15 protein-coding genes are annotated in these 17002 nt (G+C 52.4%); 5 read left to right on the top strand and 10 right to left on the bottom strand.

Features of this window, described 5'->3' with window-relative positions; all coding sequences use genetic code 11:
• Positions 1 to 100 precede the first annotated feature (100 nt).
• The gene (gene aroG / locus CLR69_RS09400) at positions 101 to 1156 is read left to right on the top strand and encodes a 3-deoxy-7-phosphoheptulonate synthase AroG (protein WP_129703673.1); all 1056 of its coding nucleotides are present in this window, start codon (positions 101 to 103) and stop codon (positions 1154 to 1156) included.
• Positions 1157 to 1286: 130 nt separating this feature from the next.
• Here the strand turns inward: aroG and gpmA are convergent, their stop codons facing one another.
• The 10 genes from gpmA to modE all read right to left on the bottom strand — a co-directional run bounded on the left by gpmA (position 1287) and on the right by modE (position 13802).
• On the bottom strand, positions 1287 to 2039 hold the full coding sequence (gene gpmA / locus CLR69_RS09395) for a 2,3-diphosphoglycerate-dependent phosphoglycerate mutase (protein ID WP_129703675.1): 753 nt from the start codon (positions 2037 to 2039) through the stop codon (positions 1287 to 1289).
• Positions 2040 to 2176: 137 nt separating this feature from the next.
• Positions 2177 to 5314 carry an efflux RND transporter permease subunit gene (locus CLR69_RS09390; RefSeq protein WP_129712497.1) on the bottom strand — a complete coding sequence of 1046 codons (3138 nt, stop codon included), beginning with the start codon at positions 5312 to 5314 and terminating at the stop codon, positions 2177 to 2179.
• Entirely contained in the window at positions 5311 to 6804 is a 1494-nt protein-coding gene (locus CLR69_RS09385; protein ID WP_129712496.1) for an efflux RND transporter periplasmic adaptor subunit, read from the bottom strand. Before CLR69_RS09385 ends, CLR69_RS09390 begins: the two co-directional genes overlap by 4 nt.
• On the bottom strand, positions 6801 to 8060 hold the full coding sequence (locus CLR69_RS09380; protein ID WP_129712495.1) for a TolC family protein: 1260 nt from the start codon (positions 8058 to 8060) through the stop codon (positions 6801 to 6803). The genes CLR69_RS09385 and CLR69_RS09380 overlap by 4 nt, the downstream gene beginning before the upstream one ends.
• Positions 8061 to 8072: 12 nt before the next feature.
• Positions 8073 to 8426, bottom strand: coding sequence for a copper-binding protein (locus CLR69_RS09375; RefSeq protein ID WP_129712494.1), 354 nt, complete (start codon positions 8424 to 8426; stop codon positions 8073 to 8075).
• A 72-nt stretch (positions 8427 to 8498) separates the two neighbouring features.
• On the bottom strand, positions 8499 to 8951 hold the full coding sequence (locus CLR69_RS09370) for a hypothetical protein (protein WP_129712493.1): 453 nt from the start codon (positions 8949 to 8951) through the stop codon (positions 8499 to 8501).
• Between the two features lie 151 nt (positions 8952 to 9102).
• Complete coding sequence (galM, locus tag CLR69_RS09365) at positions 9103 to 10149, bottom strand: galactose-1-epimerase (protein ID WP_129712492.1); 1047 nt, start codon at positions 10147 to 10149, stop codon at positions 9103 to 9105.
• A gap of 124 nt (positions 10150 to 10273) precedes the next feature.
• Positions 10274 to 11293 carry a UDP-glucose 4-epimerase GalE gene (gene galE, locus CLR69_RS09360; RefSeq protein WP_129712491.1) on the bottom strand — a complete coding sequence of 340 codons (1020 nt, stop codon included), beginning with the start codon at positions 11291 to 11293 and terminating at the stop codon, positions 10274 to 10276.
• Positions 11294 to 11492: 199 nt separating this feature from the next.
• The gene (gene modF / locus CLR69_RS09355; protein WP_129712490.1) at positions 11493 to 12971 is read right to left on the bottom strand and encodes a molybdate ABC transporter ATP-binding protein ModF; all 1479 of its coding nucleotides are present in this window, start codon (positions 12969 to 12971) and stop codon (positions 11493 to 11495) included.
• Between the two features lie 39 nt (positions 12972 to 13010).
• Complete coding sequence (modE, locus tag CLR69_RS09350) at positions 13011 to 13802, bottom strand: molybdenum-dependent transcriptional regulator (RefSeq protein WP_129712489.1); 792 nt, start codon at positions 13800 to 13802, stop codon at positions 13011 to 13013.
• A 196-nt stretch (positions 13803 to 13998) separates the two neighbouring features.
• On the opposite strand from modE, the gene CLR69_RS09345 reads away from it, so the two are divergent.
• From CLR69_RS09345 to modC, 4 genes are all read left to right on the top strand, one after another.
• Positions 13999 to 14154, top strand: a complete 156-nt coding sequence (locus CLR69_RS09345) for an AcrZ family multidrug efflux pump-associated protein (RefSeq protein WP_010285329.1) — start codon at positions 13999 to 14001, stop codon at positions 14152 to 14154.
• A gap of 146 nt (positions 14155 to 14300) precedes the next feature.
• Positions 14301 to 15071, top strand: coding sequence for a molybdate ABC transporter substrate-binding protein (modA, locus tag CLR69_RS09340; RefSeq protein ID WP_129712488.1), 771 nt, complete (start codon positions 14301 to 14303; stop codon positions 15069 to 15071).
• Positions 15072 to 15073: 2 nt separating this feature from the next.
• The gene (gene modB / locus CLR69_RS09335; protein WP_129712487.1) at positions 15074 to 15760 is read left to right on the top strand and encodes a molybdate ABC transporter permease subunit; all 687 of its coding nucleotides are present in this window, start codon (positions 15074 to 15076) and stop codon (positions 15758 to 15760) included.
• Entirely contained in the window at positions 15760 to 16818 is a 1059-nt protein-coding gene (gene modC, locus CLR69_RS09330; RefSeq protein WP_129712852.1) for a molybdenum ABC transporter ATP-binding protein ModC, read from the top strand. The genes modB and modC overlap by 1 nt, the downstream gene beginning before the upstream one ends.
• The last annotated feature ends 184 nt before the right edge of the window (positions 16819 to 17002 follow it).

Raw genomic sequence — 17002 nt, 5'->3', positions numbered from 1 at the left:
CTTCAATATGAAACATCCCGTTTCTCAGGCTGCCCGCACAGGCGGAATGGCGCGTATTGGATGGGGCTAACATACCGTTTCGGAACCGATGGATTTATTTATGAATTACCAAAATGATGATTTAAGAATTAAAGAGATTAATGAACTGTTGCCGCCGGTTGCTTTGCTAGAAAAGTTTCCAGCCACGGAGAAGGCCGCGGAAACGGTATCGTTCGCGCGTACTGCTATCCATAAAATTCTTAACGGCAATGATGATCGCCTGCTGGTGGTGATTGGTCCTTGTTCGATCCACGACACAAAAGCAGCGAAAGAGTATGCCGCGCGTCTGCTGACGCTGCGTAACGAGTTGAGTGACGATCTGGAAGTGGTCATGCGGGTTTATTTTGAAAAACCACGTACCACGATTGGCTGGAAAGGGCTAATTAACGATCCGCACATGGATAATAGTTTCCAGATCAATGATGGCCTGCGTATTGCGCGCCAGTTGCTGTTGGAGATTAACGATATTGGTTTACCTGCTGCGGGTGAATTCCTGGATATGATTACCCCGCAATACATGGCGGATCTGATGAGCTGGGGCGCTATTGGTGCACGTACTACAGAATCTCAGGTACACCGTGAATTGGCGTCTGGTCTGTCATGTCCTGTTGGCTTTAAAAACGGCACCGACGGCACGATCAAGGTAGCGATTGATGCGATCAACGCAGCCAGCGCGCCGCACTGCTTCCTGTCTGTCACCAAATGGGGACATTCAGCTATCGTGAACACCAGCGGTAACAACGATTGCCACATCATTCTGCGCGGTGGCAAAACACCGAACTACAGCGCCGAACACGTTAAAGACGTGAAAGTTGGCTTGGAAAAAGCGGGCCTGACACCGCAGGTCATGATCGATTTTAGCCATGCGAACAGCAGCAAGCAGTTCAAAAAGCAGATGGAAGTCTGTACTGATGTCTGCGGGCAAATCGCTCAGGGCGAAAAAGCGATTATGGGTGTGATGGTGGAAAGCCATTTGGTTGAAGGTAACCAGAATCTGGAAAGCAATGAGCCGTTGGTTTATGGCCGTAGCGTTACCGATGCTTGTATTGGCTGGGAAGATACAGAATCCCTGCTGCGTCAGTTAGCGTCTGCTGTGCGCGAACGCCGCAGTCAGTAATATCAAATGGCGTTGCATTCTCACGCCATACAAAAACGTTCCCTCTATTTTTCTGCCTGCAATAGGGTGTGACAGATAGCGGAGAATAAAAAACCCGGCGTAGGCCGGGTTTTTCTTATCCAGAGGTAAATTACTTCGCTTTACCCTGATTCGCTACTGCGGCAGCTTTTGCGGCGATTTCGTCCGCGTTGCCCAGGTAGTAACGTTTGATAGGTTTGAAGTTCTCGTCGAACTCATATACCAACGGCACGCCAGTCGGGATATTCAGTTCCAGAATTTCATCTTCACCCATGTTGTCCAGATATTTCACCAGTGCACGCAGTGAGTTACCGTGAGCTGCAACGATAACACGCTCACCGCTTTTGATACGTGGCAGGATGGTTTCGGTCCAGTAAGGCACAACACGTTCGATGGTCAGCGCCAGGCTTTCAGTCAGTGGCAGCTCTTTGTCACTCAGAGATGCGTAACGTGGATCGTGGCCAGGGAAACGCTCGTCATCACGCGTCAACTCTGGAGGCGTAATTGCGAAACCACGACGCCATTGTTTAACCTGCTCGTCACCGTATTTTTCAGCGGTTTCGGCTTTGTTCAGACCCTGCAACGCACCGTAGTGGCGCTCATTCAGTTTCCAGGATTTCTCAACTGGCAACCAGGCTTGATCCAGCTCGTCCAGTACGTTCCACAGTGTGTGAATGGCACGTTTCAGCACAGAGGTATACGCGAAATCAAAGGCAAAACCTTCGTCTTTCAGCAACTGACCTGCGGCTTTGGCTTCTGAACGGCCCTTGTCGGACAGATCAACATCGTACCAGCCTGTGAAGCGGTTTTCGTTGTTCCACTGGCTCTCACCGTGTCTTACCAGTACTAGCTTAGTTACAGCCATAGCTAAACTCCTTCCTATCCTAAGATTTCTGTGATAACTGATTTCATTATAGGGGCGTAGAACGGTTATCGGCAATCGATAGTCGCTGGCAAGCGTGATTTATCCGCAGGTTATTTGCGTAAAATCACGCTCTGGCTTTACCGTTTCAGCAAAGCGGAATCTCCCTTGTGTAATAACAGATAAACCGCTGGAATCACCAGCATGGACAGCAGAGGGGCGCTGACCATTCCGCCTATCATCGGCGCGGCGATCCGCTGCATGATTTCAGAGCCGCTCCCGCCGCCCCACATGATGGGAAGCAGCCCTGCCATAATCGTTGCTACGGTCATCATTTTCGGGCGTACGCGCAGAACTGCCCCTTCGTGGATCGCATCCATTAGCTGTTGGCGCGAAAGCGCCTGACCCTCTACACGGTGCTTTTCTACCGCATGATTGAGGTACAGCAGCATGATGACGCCAAATTCCGCCGATACCCCCGCCAGTGCAATAAAACCTACCGCACCGGCTACAGAAAGATTATAGCCGAGGATATAAAGCAGCCAGACGCCGCCAATCAGCGCGAAAGGTAACGTTGCCATAATCAGCAGCGCATCTTTGATGCGGTTGAAGGTGATATATAGCAGCACAAAAATGATCAGCAGCGTAAAGGGCACGACAACTTTCATTTTCTCCGTGGCGCGCTCCAGATACTCAAACTGACCGGACCAGCTCAACGACACGCCTTCCGGCAGTGTGACCTGTTGGGCGACCGCCTGCTGCATGTCTTCAACGGCGGATTTTAGATCGCGGCCGCGCAGGTCGACATAAATCCAGTCTGACAGTCGACTGTTCTCGCTTTTTAGCATAGGTGGCCCTTCGCTGACGCGAACATCGGCCAGTTCGGCCAGCGTTACTCTGCTGCCATTGGCTGTCACGATAGGCAGGTCGCGTAATTTTTGCAGCGAATCGCGTAATTCACGCGGGTAGCGGATGTTGATGGGATAACGCTGACGACCTTCAATGGTTTCGCCGATGTTTTGTCCGCCGATAAGCGTAGCGACCACCGATTGAAGTTCTTCGACGGACACGCCGTAACGTGCAGCACGCTGGCGGTCGATATCAATATCGATATAGCGCCCACCCGCTAGTCTTTCCGCCAGCGCAGACGTCACACCAGGAACCTGTTTTACCACCTGCTCGATTTGCGCAGCAGTATGTTCGATATCCTCCAGATTGTTGCCGTTAACCTTAATGCCTACCGGACTTTTGATACCGGTAGCCAGCATGTCCAGACGGTTGCGGATAGGAGGAACCCACACGTTAGCGATGCCTGGCAGATTGACGGTACGATCCAATTCGGCAACCAGCTTGTCCATAGTCATGCCTTCACGCCACTGGTCGCGGGGTTTCAGCCTAATCGTGCTTTCCAACATGGTCAGCGGTGCAGGGTCAGTCGCCGTATCGGCACGGCCTGCTTTGCCGAAGACCGACTCGACTTCGGGCACTGTTTTAATCAGCCTGTCCGTTTGTTGCAGCAGTCGGCCTGCTTCCCGTGCGGAGATACCGGGCAGGGTAGAGGGCATATACAGCAGGTCACCTTCATCCAGCGGCGGCATAAATTCACTCCCCAAACGGCTGAGCGGAAATAGCGTCAGTAGTAATAGCAGGCCGGACACCAACAGCGTGGTCTTTGGGTAGCTCAGTACCTTTTGCAATATGGGGTGATAGAGCGCAATCAGCCAACGGTTGATCGGATTTGCCTGTTCATCCGGTATTTTACCGCGGACGAAATATCCCATGAGTACCGGCACCAGCGTAATCCCTAATCCTGCGGCGACGGCCATGGCATAGGTTTTGGTAAAAGCCAGCGGTGAAAACATGCGGCCTTCTTGTGCCTCCAGTGAGAACACCGGCACAAACGACAGCGTAATGATTAGCAGGCTGCAAAACAGTGCGGGGCCCACTTCCACCGCTGCCCGTTCTGCTAACCGCCACCATTCATTATTCTGCGGCTGCTTTCCGGGGTTTTCATGCCGCCACTGCTCAATGACTTTATGCATGTTTTCTATCATCACGATGGCAGCATCTACCATTGCGCCGATGGCAATCGCGATACCGCCCAGCGACATGATGTTAGCGTTCACGCCCTGATAGCGCATGATGATAAACGCCCCCAGGATCCCCAGCGGCAGGCTGATGATCGCCACCAGCGCGGAACGGAAGTGAAACAGAAACAGAGCGCAGATGACGGCGACAACGACAAACTCCTCAAGCAGTTTGAAGCTAAGCGTGTCGATGGCATGTTCAATCAGCTGCGAGCGATCGTAGGTTGGGACGATCTCTACGCCTGCGGGCAGGCTTTTTTGTATTTCCTGTAGTCGTGCTTTGACGGCATGCAGCGTATTCAGCGCGTTTTTTCCATAGCGCATCACGATGATGCCGCCAGCCACTTCGCCTTCGCCATTTAGTTCCGCGATGCCGCGCCGCATCTCCGGTCCTTCTCGGAGCGTGGCTACATCCTGCAATAGCACAGGAATACCGTTGCGGGTGGTAATCACCACGTTATTAAAGTCTTGTGCCGTTTTCAGGTAGCCAGTGGTGCGTACCATATACTCGGCTTCACCCAACTCCAACACAGAGCCGCCATTTTCCTGATTAGCCGCCTGAACGGCACTGACGATCTGCTGGTGGGTGATACCCTGAGTCCGCATACGTTCTGGGTCAACGACGATCTGATACTGTTTGACCATACCGCCCACGCTGGCGACTTCCGCTACATCGGGAACGGTTTTCAGCTCATACTTCAACAGCCAGTCCTGAAAGCCGCGCAGATCGGCCAGACTGTATTTGCCGCTGCGATCAACCAGCGCATATTCGTAGATCCAGCCAACGCCAGTGGCATCCGGGCCAAGCGAGGTTTTCGCATCGCTAGGCAGGCTGGATTGCACCTGGCTGAGATACTCCAGTACGCGGGATCGTGCCCAGTAGGGATCGGTGCCATCTTCAAACAGCACATAGACGTAGGCATCACCGAACATGGAGAAGCCCCGTACCGTTTTGGACCCCGGAACGGAAAGCATGGTTGTAGTCAGCGGGTAGGTCACCTGATTTTCCACCACCTGTGGCGCTTTCCCTGGATAGCTGACGCGAATGATGACCTGAACATCAGACAAATCGGGCAGGGCATCCAGCGGCGTTTTTTGCAGAGAAAGCAGACCCCAAGCCGCCATAAACAGCGCTGCCAGTAAAACCAGCAGGCGGTTTTTGAGTGACCACCGAATCACGTAGGCAATCATGAGTGACCTCCGTGCCCGGCATGTGGATCGTCAGCGGGTAAAAAATGCAGAACGTGAATCCCGCTATCGTCCATGTCGAATTGGAAACTGACGGTGCTGCCGATCTCCACACCCTGTGGCAGTCCTGACGGTGGCAGCGTGAAATCCATCGTCATCGGCGACCAGTTGAGCGCCGGAACGGCTTCATGCTCAATGGTAACTTGATTGCCGTTTATCGCTTTGATCACTCCCTGAGTTTGATAGCCAACGGGAGCGGCGGGCGTGGCTGATGCGTCAGCCGCAAATTGCGGCAGTGCGCTGCGCAGGCTGGCTTCGGAGTCAATCAGGAACTGACCGGAGGTGACCACGCTGTCGCCTTCTTTCAATCCATCAATGATTTCCACCCAGTTGCCCAACGATGCACCAGCGGTGACGTTACGCGGGGTGAAATGGCCGCTGCCGTCGCTCAGTAAAACCCGATTCTGGCTACCGCTGACCAATAATGCTTCCTGTGGGATCGCCAGACGCGGCAGCGCCCGAGAGCGAGAAAGTTGGACAGTCAGGTACATGCCGGGTTTGAGCTGCTGTTGCGGGTTGTCCAGCACCACGCGTGCTTTTAACGTGCGCGTGGTGCTATCCAGTACGGGGAGCAACTCACTGATTTTGCCGTGGAAGGTTTTACCCGGCCAGGCGCTATTGGCGGCGCTGATATCACTACCGATTGTTAACTGCGCCGCCTGTGCCTCGGGATAATCGACATCCACCCAAACCGGGTTCAGGCTGGCAAGCTCGAATAACGGTTGGGCAGGACTTAACTGCATACCTTGCCGCACCTCCAGCTTATTAACGTAGCCATCCTCCGGCGTGGTAATCACGATCCTATCCTGTGGTTTGCCGCTACGCTCTACCTGCCGAATAATGGCTTCCGGTATGAATAGCAGCGCCAGTCGCTGACGGGCTGATTGTGTCAGGGCTTCATCACCCAGTTGCCGCACCGCCAGATATTCGCGCTGCGCTGCTGCCCAGGTTGGGTTCCACAATGTGGCTAGCGTCTCGCCTTTCTTCACCTGCTGTTGCAGTGCATTGACCGTGAGTTTCTCGACGATCCCGCCGCTAGGCGCGACCAGCGTGTGTAATCCACGTTCGTTGAGCACGACTGTACCGTAACCCGTGTTGCGGTCAGCAAGTTCGCGCATTTCTGCGCGGGCTGTACGAACGCCAAGATTTTGCTGTTGACGCGCGCTGACCGTGACTCCTCCGTCTTCCTGCACGTCATCGGCATAGCGGGGAACCAATTCCATATCCATGAAGGGCGATTTTCCCGGTTTGTCGAAACGCTTATCCGGCACCATTGGGTCGTACCAATAAAGAACAGATCGTTCTGGCGCGGCTGTAGAAGGCGAATGCGGCGTTTGCTGTTTGCCAACCAGATAGCCCACGCCACCCGCACTGAGAATAGCCAGCGTCATCAGGCTAAGCATCAGTGATTTTCTCATTACTGTTTTGGTCATCGCGTAGGGCTTCCCTGTGGCGTTAGATAGCGGATAGCGGCCCAATATTGAGCCATCTCCCGTGCGGTATCCTGAACGGCAATTCTGCTTTCGAGCAGTGCCCGGCGAGCATCCAATACGGCAGAGAGATTACTACTGCCGGATTGATACTGAGCCTGAATCAGTTTGATGCGCTGCTGTTGGAGGGGCAGAATCTCGTTGTTCTGACGCTGCCAGCGTGACTGTGCTGCTTGATATTGAGCGATCAGCGTATCGAGTTGCGCCTGATGTTCTCGCTCGGTGAGCAATACTTTGTCGCGAGCCTCCATGCTGCGCGATACGTCTGCGGCGTAGTCCTTATCCTGACGTTTGGATTTGAACAGCGGTAGATCAACCGTCACCATCATGCCCGCCATGTCGTCGTAATCATCCCCACGCTTCGCGTAATAGACTTCAACATCGACATTAGGGATGGCTGCAACGGCTGACTGTGCGGAACGAGCCTGAGCTAACTCGGCTTCACGCTGTGCCTGTTGCATTTCTGGATGCTGATGAATGGTGTTGCTCAACACATCCGGTGACGCAGGTAGTCGTTCAAAGCGAGGAAGCTCTCCGTTTACATTGATGTCTGCAATGCCGGTAAGCTGCACCAGTCGGGCATGTGCAATACGGGTATCTCGCTCTGCATCGGCCTGTTTGTCCTGCATGGTTGCCAACGTCAGGCGGGCATCCAGTACGCTACTCGCTTCACTCCCCGCCGCCACACTCGCTTTTTGCGAAGCGATCTGCCGCTGGCTTTCTGTAACCAGCGCGGTTACCTCATTCAGCGCTTTGCGTGAGAGCGCCAGATCCAGCCATGCCTGTGCTGTTTCACGTTGCAGGCGAGCACGAATGCTTTCGCTATTGCTTTGCAGCGCATCGGCTTCTACCCGAATGGCCTGCGCTTTGCTATCACGCTTACGGCTGCTGACATAGGTTTGCATGACGCCGATACGTTGCATAGTCATGCCTTCCCGCGTGAGTCGGCTACCGTTGTTGCCACCCAATGGCAGGTTTTCGACGCCAAATTTCAGTTTAGGATCGGGAAGCTGTGTGGCGGAGTCGGCCATGTTCTGTAGCGCATTAATCTGGTGTTGATTGGCTGACAGATCGGCGGAATAACGTTCCGCCGCCTGTAGGGCCTGCTCAAGACTCAGATCTGCCGCAAAAACGGCGGCAGGCAGCCACAGCAACATCGCCAGACACGCGCGCATGGCGCCGTGTTTGGATAAGTTCATGATGTGCTCCGGTTAGGGCTGCTGTGGCGTAATCGCGGTCAGGATGTAGCCGCTGTCATTCTGGATAAAGCTGAACGTGACTGGAGTGTTGACTGGGAGCGGTGTTATTTCACCACTGGATGGCAGCGTGAATGCCATCGTCATGGCGGGCCATTTTAGATCGGCAATCGGAGCATGGGAGAGCGTGACGCTGTTGGTATCCCATTTTTTTATGATACCACTGCTTTGATAAACGGCTGTCGTGGCCGCAGTTGGATTGGTATGCATCATCGCGTGGTGTTGGTGGTCATTTGCCCACACGGGGAAGATGAAGGAAGAGACGAAAAAAATCAGGCTGCTGATAATGGCCGAGTAAGTGATACGCATAAAAATAATCCCAAAAAATAATTGATAAACAGAGTGTTGTGCCTACGGCACAGGAGTTATCAATAGCTTGGGTTATTCTCTGAATCGGCAGAAGCGGATCTCAGCCGGAGGGCCAGCCGCAGGAGGAGAAAACCAGGTATCGCATGCCTGATTAAGCATGACTGGGTTATCCGCTACTACCAGCTCGCTACTAACAGGTAGCGCTAATAATGCCAGCGACCCATTATCCTGCTTCACGCTATCCGGCACGCAGTGTTTTTCACACAGTGGCGTTTGCTGGTCGGCAGCGTAAGAAGCTTTCACTGCATGATGAGCGTGAGATGATAACGGCTGAACGTCAGACTGTTGTAGATGCGCCTGATGTTGGATAGCGGGGGATATCTGGCTGAGCGTCATATCGCATTGATGACCCGCGATAGCCAGTTGTGCATTCAGAAAAAGCCAGCACAGTGCCAATAGCAATCCCCATCTGCCTTTGTGGCGCAGATGATGAATGAGCAATGGAGACCGTGATGATGCGGACATGGCATTTCCTTTTTGGACGTTGTGGCAGTGTAAGCGTCTGGGTAGGAAAGGGGCAAGCGGGGAATGGCATAGTTTTGTAAAGTAGGGGCGTAAATTGGCAGATCGTTATCTGCCAATGTTATCAATGGGTTAATTATGCTTTACCGTTCAGTTACTGGATAAGAAATTGGTACGTGGTATCCGAGCGATAGACTTTCCCTGGCTTCAGCCAGCAGTCGGGCTGCGGCCAGTCTGGGTGATTCGGGCTGTCCGGCAGGAATTCACTTTCCAGTGCGACACCGGCATAGTTTTCATACAGATTGCCGTCTCGCGAAGGTGTTCCGGCCAGAAAGTTGCCGCTGTAAAGCTGCAAGGCGGGAGCACTGGTGAAAACACTCATCAGCACGCGACCATCGGATGACCACAAATTGGCCGCCGGGCTTTCGCTGGATCCGCAGGTGCGATGCAACAAGTAGGCGTGATCGTAGCCGCCGACGGCCATTTGATCGCTATCGCGTAGGAAATCTTCCTCCAGCGTTTTCGGCTGGCGAAAATCCATGCCCGTAGCATTTACCGACGTCAGATCGGCATTGGGGATTCCTGCGCTATTAACGGGTAAATAATAGTCGGCAAATAGCTGCAACTGGTGCTTACGTACATCAGTCAAATCGCCATCAAGGTTGAAATAGGCATGGTTGGTCAGGCAGACGGGGCAGGCTTTCTCTACGGTAGCCTGATACGAAATTTCTAACGAATTATGTTCGGTCAGCGCGTAGGTTACCTGCACATTAAGATGCCCAGGATACCCTTGGTCGCCATCCGGGGAGTGCAACTGATACGTTACCTGCGTTGCATCCTGACTGGCGATTCGCCAGCGGCGGGCATGAAAGCCTTCCGGGCCACCGTGTAATTGATGTTCGTTCTGATTCGGTACCAGATGGAAGGTTTCTGTTTCTCGGCTGAATGTAGCTTTGGCTATGCGGTTGGCATAGCGGCCAATCGATGCACCGAGATAAGCGCTTTGTTGTGGATACTGTTGGGGCGATGCACAGCCCAATAGAACCTCTCGCACCTCACCTTCCGGTAGAGGAAGTTCACAGGAAAGCCAGGTTGCACCCCAGTCCATCAGGCGCACGCGCATACCTGCCTGATTCTGCAAGGTTGTTAATTGAAACGGCTGACCATCTGGCGCCAGCGTGCTAAGACTTTCATTCAACATGACTTGCTCCTGTAGAGACTCGACAAGATAGAGAGAGTTGATCGGTGTGTGCAATGCTGGGGAAGGCGCAGAGATCAGCTCTGCTTCTCTTCCCCTAATTCATCACCTGGCGTAAAAAACGCGGTTACGCCTCTTCGTACCCATTAGGATGGGTGGATTGCCAGCGCCAGGTGTCCTGCGCCATTTCTTGCAATGAGCGGGTGACCCGCCAGTTAAGATCTTTTGCTGCACGTCCTGCATCCGCCCAATAAGCAGGCAGATCACCCTGACGACGTGGGGAAAAATGGTGAGCGACTGGTTTACCACAAGCCTGACTAAAAGCCTCGACGACCTGTAATACACTGTAGCCTACACCTGCACCCAAGTTATAAATGTGTACGCCAGCACGATTTTGCAGTGTGTTCATAGCGGCGATGTGGCCATCAGCCAGATCGACAACGTGGATGTAGTCACGTACGCCAGTGCCGTCAACGGTTGGGTAGTCATTACCGAAAATGGCCAGCGAGTCGCGACGCCCTACAGCAACCTGAGCGATATAAGGCATCAGGTTATTGGGAACACCTTGTGGATCTTCGCCCATCTCACCAGATGGATGTGCACCAACCGGGTTGAAATAACGTAATAGCGTAATGCTCCATTCCGGCTCTGCATGCTGTAAGTCTTGCAGGATCTGCTCAACCATCAGCTTGCTGCGGCCATAAGGACTGGCAGGGTGTCCTGTTGGAAAACTTTCCTGATAAGGCGTGTGTGGTTGATCGCCATAGACGGTGGCGGAAGAGCTAAATATCAGGTTCTTCACGCCAGCTTTCTTCATTGCTTCAACCAGCACGAGCGTGCCGTAGACGTTATTGTCATAGTAGCTCAGTGGCTCACGCACCGACTCACCCACGGCTTTTAAGCCAGCAAAGTGGATGACGGAATCAATGGTGTGTTTAGCGAAAATATCGTCCAACAGTGCGCTGTCGCGGATATCTCCCTGATAAAAAATGGGCGTTTTATCGGTTAAACGTGTAATGGTTTTAACGACGCTAGCCTTGCTGTTGCACAAATTATCGAGAATGACGGGGGTGTGCCCGGCAGCCAGTAATTGTACGCACGTATGACTTCCTATGTAACCGCTACCACCTGTGACGAGAACGTTCATAATTACCCCTATTATCGCAATGCTGCAAAATAACATGGCTAGATGCTCAGAAAGGTGATCTATAACGATAATCTGCCTATGTCATCGATGATTCTTATTACGAATAAACTTAGTGAAGCGTAGGCTACAGTGTAAATGAGCCTGGCTTTCTACCCTACATTTTATTTTGTGGTAGCGTTATCATCCCTGTTTTTAGGCGTTATTTAGATAACTCATCAATTTGATAGCCATAGATATCATTTCTTTGTGGGACGAAAGTGAGCCGATGTGTGATGCACTCGGGTGCATCTTCTGCATGATGAGAGACAAAGAGTAGCTGCGTTTCGCCCTCGCCAATCAGAATATCCAGCCAGCGTCGTACTAGCTGGCGATTGAGGGGGTCAAGCCCCTGTAGAGGTTCATCAAGAATGAGCAAGGCAGGGTGTTTGACTAGCGCGCGGGCAATCAGCGTCAGACGCTGCTGACCCCAGGAGAGCGATTGAAACGGTGCATCGGCGATGGTGCCATTGAGCCCAAGCAGGATGAGCCACTGTTCGGTCAGGTGACGTTGACGATCGGAGACGGCCTGATAAATACCGATAGAGTCAAAGAAACCAGATAGGATAACGTTGCGTACGCTGGTGCTGACGCGGTAATCCAGATGAAAACTGCTGCTGACGTAGCCGATATGGCGCTTGATATCCCAGATGGTTTCACCACTGCCGCGCTTACGGCCAAACAACGTGAGATCATTGCTGTAGCCTTGTGGGTGATCGCCGGTAATCAGGCTGAGCAACGTCGATTTTCCCGCGCCATTTGGTCCGACAATTTGCCAATGCTGACCGGGCAATACTTCCCATGTCAGCTTGTGCAAAATAGGACGATCGTTGTACTGCACTACGCCGTTACGTAGCAGAATACGCGCTTCATTGGCGGGGAGCGTCATATACCGTTGTGGATCTTCGGGTTCTGGCAGCGAGCTTCCCGACAGTTTTTCGCTAAAAGCGAGCTGAGCCACTAGTGCTTCAGAGAGAATAGCTTCACGCTCGCCAACGCGGGTCAGCGTACAGTCTGCCAGCACACCAACATGGTTGATAAAATCAGGGATGTCGTCAAAGCGGTTCAGAATGAGTACCAGCGCATAGCCAGCGCCTGCCAGTTTCCTCAGCTCGTCAGCAAGCTGCTGGCGAGAGGCAACGTCCAGTCCATCAAAAGGCTCATCAAGGATCAGCAGGTCAGGCTGAGGCATCAGTGCCTGGCAAAGCATGACCTTGCGTGTTTCCCCCGTTGAGAGGTATTTGAAGCGACGCTCCAGCAAAGGTGCAATGCCAAACTGGTGAGCTAACTGTTGGCAACGTGCGGGATTGTTGAGGCTATCCTGAATTACTTCTGCTGTGGTACGGCCGGTGTCATCTTCGCCTTCACTCAGGAGATCGGTATTATTGCGTTGCCACTCGTCGGAAACCAGCTTTTGCAATTGCTCAAACGACAGACGAATAGGGCGGTGGAATCCTGTTGTTCGTTCACCACTCAATAGCGGTAGTTCGCCAGATAGCGCCCGTGCCAGTGCGGATTTGCCGCTTCCATTAGCTCCAACAAAGGCCCAGCACTGGTTTTTTTCAAGCGTCAGCTCGTCCAAACGCAGCATGCGGGTATCGCTGAGACGAAATAGCCCTTGAGTGATTTTCAACAATGACATCTTCTATCCTTCGTCAGTGGTCGTAGCGCTAAAGTGGTATTAACAAAGCGTGGCGATGATGACCCGGTCAGCATTGAAACAGGCCTTCACGTCCGTTCCCTGTTGTAAATTTTGTTGCTCAAGCAAGGCATTTGGCACCATGGCACACAGACTTTCCCCACCAATTAGCGTAATGATAATTTCGCTGTTTTCTGCACCGCGCTGAATGGCCTGAATTTGCCCAGACAAGATGTTATCAACAGCGGGCACAGGGGATGTGGTGGCGTACACATCGATCCAGGGGGCTTTAATCAGTGCCAGCACCTCTTTCCCTTTCTGTAATTGCAGACGCTCGGCGCTTTGCTGTGTAATCAGCGCGCTAATCGTTGTTTTACCATCGGCGAGTAAAATATCCAGATGTTGTTGCACCTGCTCTTCACTGCGTGCGAGCACAGTTCCAAAAAATTGATTACGTGCGCTGGTTTGCAATGAGAAACGCGCAATGGCTGCCAGCAGGCTATCTAACGGCAGCCCATCTTCCTGCAATACATCAAAGGCTTTTTGCTGAATCTGTGCGAGCAAATCGTACAGTTGGAGAAGGCGTTCGCCATAACGGGTGAGTTGCGCACCGCCGCCGCCTTTGCCGCCAGTCATGCGCTCGACGATGGTTTGTTCAGCCAGTTGGTTCATTTCATTGATGGCATCCCATGCGCTTTTGTAGCTGATTTCCGCCAGTTTGGCACCCTGACTGATTGAACCGGTATGACGAATTTGCTTGAGCAATTCAATACGCCGCGGGTCGGCGAATAAACGCTGTTGGAGTTTCAGGGTGAGAAGAATTTCAGCCTGCATAGTGAGAGCACCGTCGATGAGTTTAATTCTCTGTATTGTCGCTATTTTCTTCATCAGGGGCAAATCGCACAAATAGACGCACTATTTTCTATTACTGCGGTAGACTACGTGGCAGTTATGACGATCTCGGTTTACAGTGAAATAGTGCGTCAGGCGGGCTAAAGTAGCGCTAACCGTTGCAATAAGTGAGGTAAGCATGTTGGAATTGTTGAAGAGCCTGCTGTTTGCAGTTGCTATGGTTCCTGTGATGATGGTGGTTATCATGGGGGCAATTTATTGCCTGGGCGAAGTGTTTAACGTGTTGTCCCGCATTGGCCATTCTGACGGTCAGCGCGCAAAGAATCAGCATTGATTCACGATCCTTTTCTATTTTGATGTCCGGCTTCTTGCCGGACATTTCTTTTCTACCTCTCTGTATCTACCTCTTTAAAGCACATGACACTGCTTCATCATTCGTTATATCATTATTTACACAACGATAATTGTCAGGAGACAAGAATGAAGCAGCAATGGTTAAAATGGTTTGCCGCATTGACCCTCAGTGCAGGAATGACGTTGCCCGCTGTGGCAGAAGATAAAGTCACGGTGTTCGCCGCGGCATCACTGACGAATGCGTTGCAGGAGATCGCTACGCAATATCAGAAAGAGAAAAACGTCTCTGTAGTGGCGTCTTATGCCTCATCCTCAACGCTGGCACGCCAGATTGAACAAGGTGCCCCTGCCGATCTGTTTATCTCTGCTGACCAACAGTGGATGGACTACGCGCAGGATAAAAACCTGATGGATACCGCGACACGCCACACACTGCTGGGCAATGAGCTAGTAGTGATTGCGCCGAAGGCGAGTGCGCAGAAAGATATCAACATTGATGAAAAAACTGACTGGAAAAGCCTGCTGAAAGATGGACGTTTGGCCGTAGGTGACCCGGATCACGTGCCGGCTGGGATCTATGCCAAGGAAGCTTTGCAGAATCTAAAAGCCTGGGATGAACTTTCCCCGCTGATGGCACGAGCCAACAACGTGCGCGCAGCCATGGCGCTGGTGGAACGTGAAGAAGCCCCGTTGGGTATTGTTTATGGTTCTGACGCGGTTGCCAGCGACAAAGTTAAGGTTATCGGTACGTTCCCTGCATCAAGCCACAAGCCTGTCGAATATCCGATGGCGGTAGTAAAAGAACATAAAAACCCTGCGGTGACTGGTTTTTATGACTATCTGAAAACGCCGGAAGCGGCAGCAGTGTTTAAACGTTATGGCTTTACGCCACGTTAACGATGCTGAGTGATTACGAATGGCAGGCTATTGAGCTGAGCCTCAAAGTATCTGTTGTGGCCGTGGCTTGTAGCTTGCCGTTTGGGATACTGATGGCGTGGATTTTGGTGCGCTGTCGGTTCCCCGGTAAATCGCTGCTGGATAGCATTATCCATTTGCCACTGGTGCTCCCGCCAGTAGTCATTGGCTATTTGCTACTGGTAGCGATGGGAAAACGCGGCGTAATTGGTTCCTGGCTCTATGACTGGTTCGGCTTCAGTTTTAGTTTTAGCTGGCGCGGCGCGGCATTAGCGTCTGCGGTTGTTGCGTTCCCACTGATGGTTCGAGCGATTCGGCTGTCGCTTGATGCCGTCGATGTGCATCTGGAACAAGCCGCTCGAACACTGGGTGCCTCGCCTTGGCGGGTGTTTTTCACTATCACATTACCTCTCTCTTTTCCTGGGATCGTTGTTGGGACCGTATTGGCGTTTGCCCGTTCGCTTGGCGAATTTGGCGCGACAATTACGTTTGTCTCTAATATTCCTGGTGAAACCCGAACCATCCCACTGGCGATGTATACCTTGATTGAAACGCCCGGCGCGGAAGCTGATGCAGCAAGGCTGTGTATCATAGCTATCGTCTTGTCGCTAGCTGCGCTGTTGGCTTCGGAATGGCTAACAAACTGGAGCCGCAAGCGGTTGGGGGGATAATGCTGCAACTCGACTTTCATCAACAACTGGGTAGCCTCGAACTTCACGTTCAGTCTGAATTACCCGCGAACGGTATTACCGCTATTTTCGGCGTGTCTGGGGCAGGGAAAACGTCACTGATCAACGCCGTTGTTGGTCTGACCCGACCAGATGGAGGTCGGATCGTGCTTAATGAGCACGTGCTGGTGGATACGCAGAAGCGTGTTTTCCTCCCGCCCGAAAAGCGGCACATCGGCTATGTATTTCAGGATGCTCGCCTGTTCCCGCATTACCGTGTACGCGGCAATTTGCGCTACGGTATGGCTCAAACGATGGAATCGCAGTTTGATGACATCGTCAACTTACTGGGTATCGAACATTTACTGAATCGCTACCCGCTGACGCTGTCTGGTGGAGAGAAACAGCGTGTTGCGATTGGTCGTGCGTTGCTGACTGCGCCAGAATTGCTACTCATGGATGAACCGCTGGCGTCGTTGGATCTGCCCAGAAAGCGTGAGCTGTTGCCCTATTTAGAACGGCTGGCAAAAGAGGTCAATATTCCCATTCTGTATGTCAGCCATAGTCTGGAAGAAATTGTCCGGTTAGCCGATCACGTTGTGGTGCTTGATAAAGGTAAGGTGAAAGCACAAGGGTTGCTGGAAGAGGTGTGGGCCAGTAGCGCATTACGCCCCTGGTTACCGAAAGACGAGCAGAGCAGTATTCTGAGTGCACGCGTGTTGGCCCAGCATGAGCATTACGCGATGACGGCATTAGCATTAGATGACCAGCAGGTGTGGGTCGGAAAAGTCGAGCTACCGCAGGATGCAGCATTGCGCATTCGCGTGAATGCCGCCGATGTTTCTCTGGTGCTACAGCCGCCGGAAAAAAGCAGCATCCGTAACGTACTGCGTGCCAGCGTGGTGGAATGCATTGATGTCGACGAACAGGTTGAAGTGAAGCTGTCGGTCGGTCAGCAGACGCTATGGTCACGTATTACACCGTGGGCACGAGACGATCTCGCGCTTCATCCGGGGCAAATGCTCTACGCACAGATTAAGAGCGTGTCTATTACAGCGTAATGGAGAAGAAACGCGATTTTTCTCTGTTACGGTGTAGTCAATCGGCAAGAAAGCCGTGACTTTCTTGCATCAACCTGTGGTTAGTGGATACGGGTTGTCAAGTTCGGTTAATCACCACTGATGTCGTGTGTTGATTAACCTCCCCCTCAATACCTATCTTTTAGCGGACGCTTTATTACTTCTA

Origin of the sequence: Pectobacterium zantedeschiae, from assembly GCF_004137795.1 — a bacterium.
In the GTDB taxonomy this organism is placed as follows: domain Bacteria; phylum Pseudomonadota; class Gammaproteobacteria; order Enterobacterales; family Enterobacteriaceae; genus Pectobacterium; species Pectobacterium zantedeschiae.
The sequence above is the reverse complement of the archived record's forward strand: the minus strand, read 5'-3'. Positions and strand labels throughout refer to the sequence as shown.

Bases quoted from the DNA above. Each gene is read 5' to 3' on its own strand.
- aroG (WP_129703673.1), top strand. From the start codon at position 101: ATGAATTACCAAAATGATGATTTAAGAATTAAAGAGATTAATGAACTG.
- modC (WP_129712852.1), top strand. From the start codon at position 15,760: ATGCTGCAACTCGACTTTCATCAACAACTGGGTAGCCTCGAACTTCAC.
- galE (WP_129712491.1), bottom strand. From the start codon at position 11,293: ATGAACGTTCTCGTCACAGGTGGTAGCGGTTACATAGGAAGTCATACG.
- CLR69_RS09385 (WP_129712496.1), bottom strand. From the start codon at position 6,804: ATGACCAAAACAGTAATGAGAAAATCACTGATGCTTAGCCTGATGACG.
- CLR69_RS09380 (WP_129712495.1), bottom strand. From the start codon at position 8,060: ATGAACTTATCCAAACACGGCGCCATGCGCGCGTGTCTGGCGATGTTG.
- CLR69_RS09375 (WP_129712494.1), bottom strand. From the start codon at position 8,426: ATGCGTATCACTTACTCGGCCATTATCAGCAGCCTGATTTTTTTCGTC.
- modE (WP_129712489.1), bottom strand. From the start codon at position 13,802: ATGCAGGCTGAAATTCTTCTCACCCTGAAACTCCAACAGCGTTTATTC.
- CLR69_RS09390 (WP_129712497.1), bottom strand. From the start codon at position 5,314: ATGATTGCCTACGTGATTCGGTGGTCACTCAAAAACCGCCTGCTGGTT.
- CLR69_RS09370 (WP_129712493.1), bottom strand. From the start codon at position 8,951: ATGTCCGCATCATCACGGTCTCCATTGCTCATTCATCATCTGCGCCAC.
- gpmA (WP_129703675.1), bottom strand. From the start codon at position 2,039: ATGGCTGTAACTAAGCTAGTACTGGTAAGACACGGTGAGAGCCAGTGG.
- modF (WP_129712490.1), bottom strand. From the start codon at position 12,971: ATGTCATTGTTGAAAATCACTCAAGGGCTATTTCGTCTCAGCGATACC.
- modA (WP_129712488.1), top strand. From the start codon at position 14,301: ATGAAGCAGCAATGGTTAAAATGGTTTGCCGCATTGACCCTCAGTGCA.
- CLR69_RS09345 (WP_010285329.1), top strand. From the start codon at position 13,999: ATGTTGGAATTGTTGAAGAGCCTGCTGTTTGCAGTTGCTATGGTTCCT.
- modB (WP_129712487.1), top strand. From the start codon at position 15,074: ATGCTGAGTGATTACGAATGGCAGGCTATTGAGCTGAGCCTCAAAGTA.
- galM (WP_129712492.1), bottom strand. From the start codon at position 10,149: ATGTTGAATGAAAGTCTTAGCACGCTGGCGCCAGATGGTCAGCCGTTT.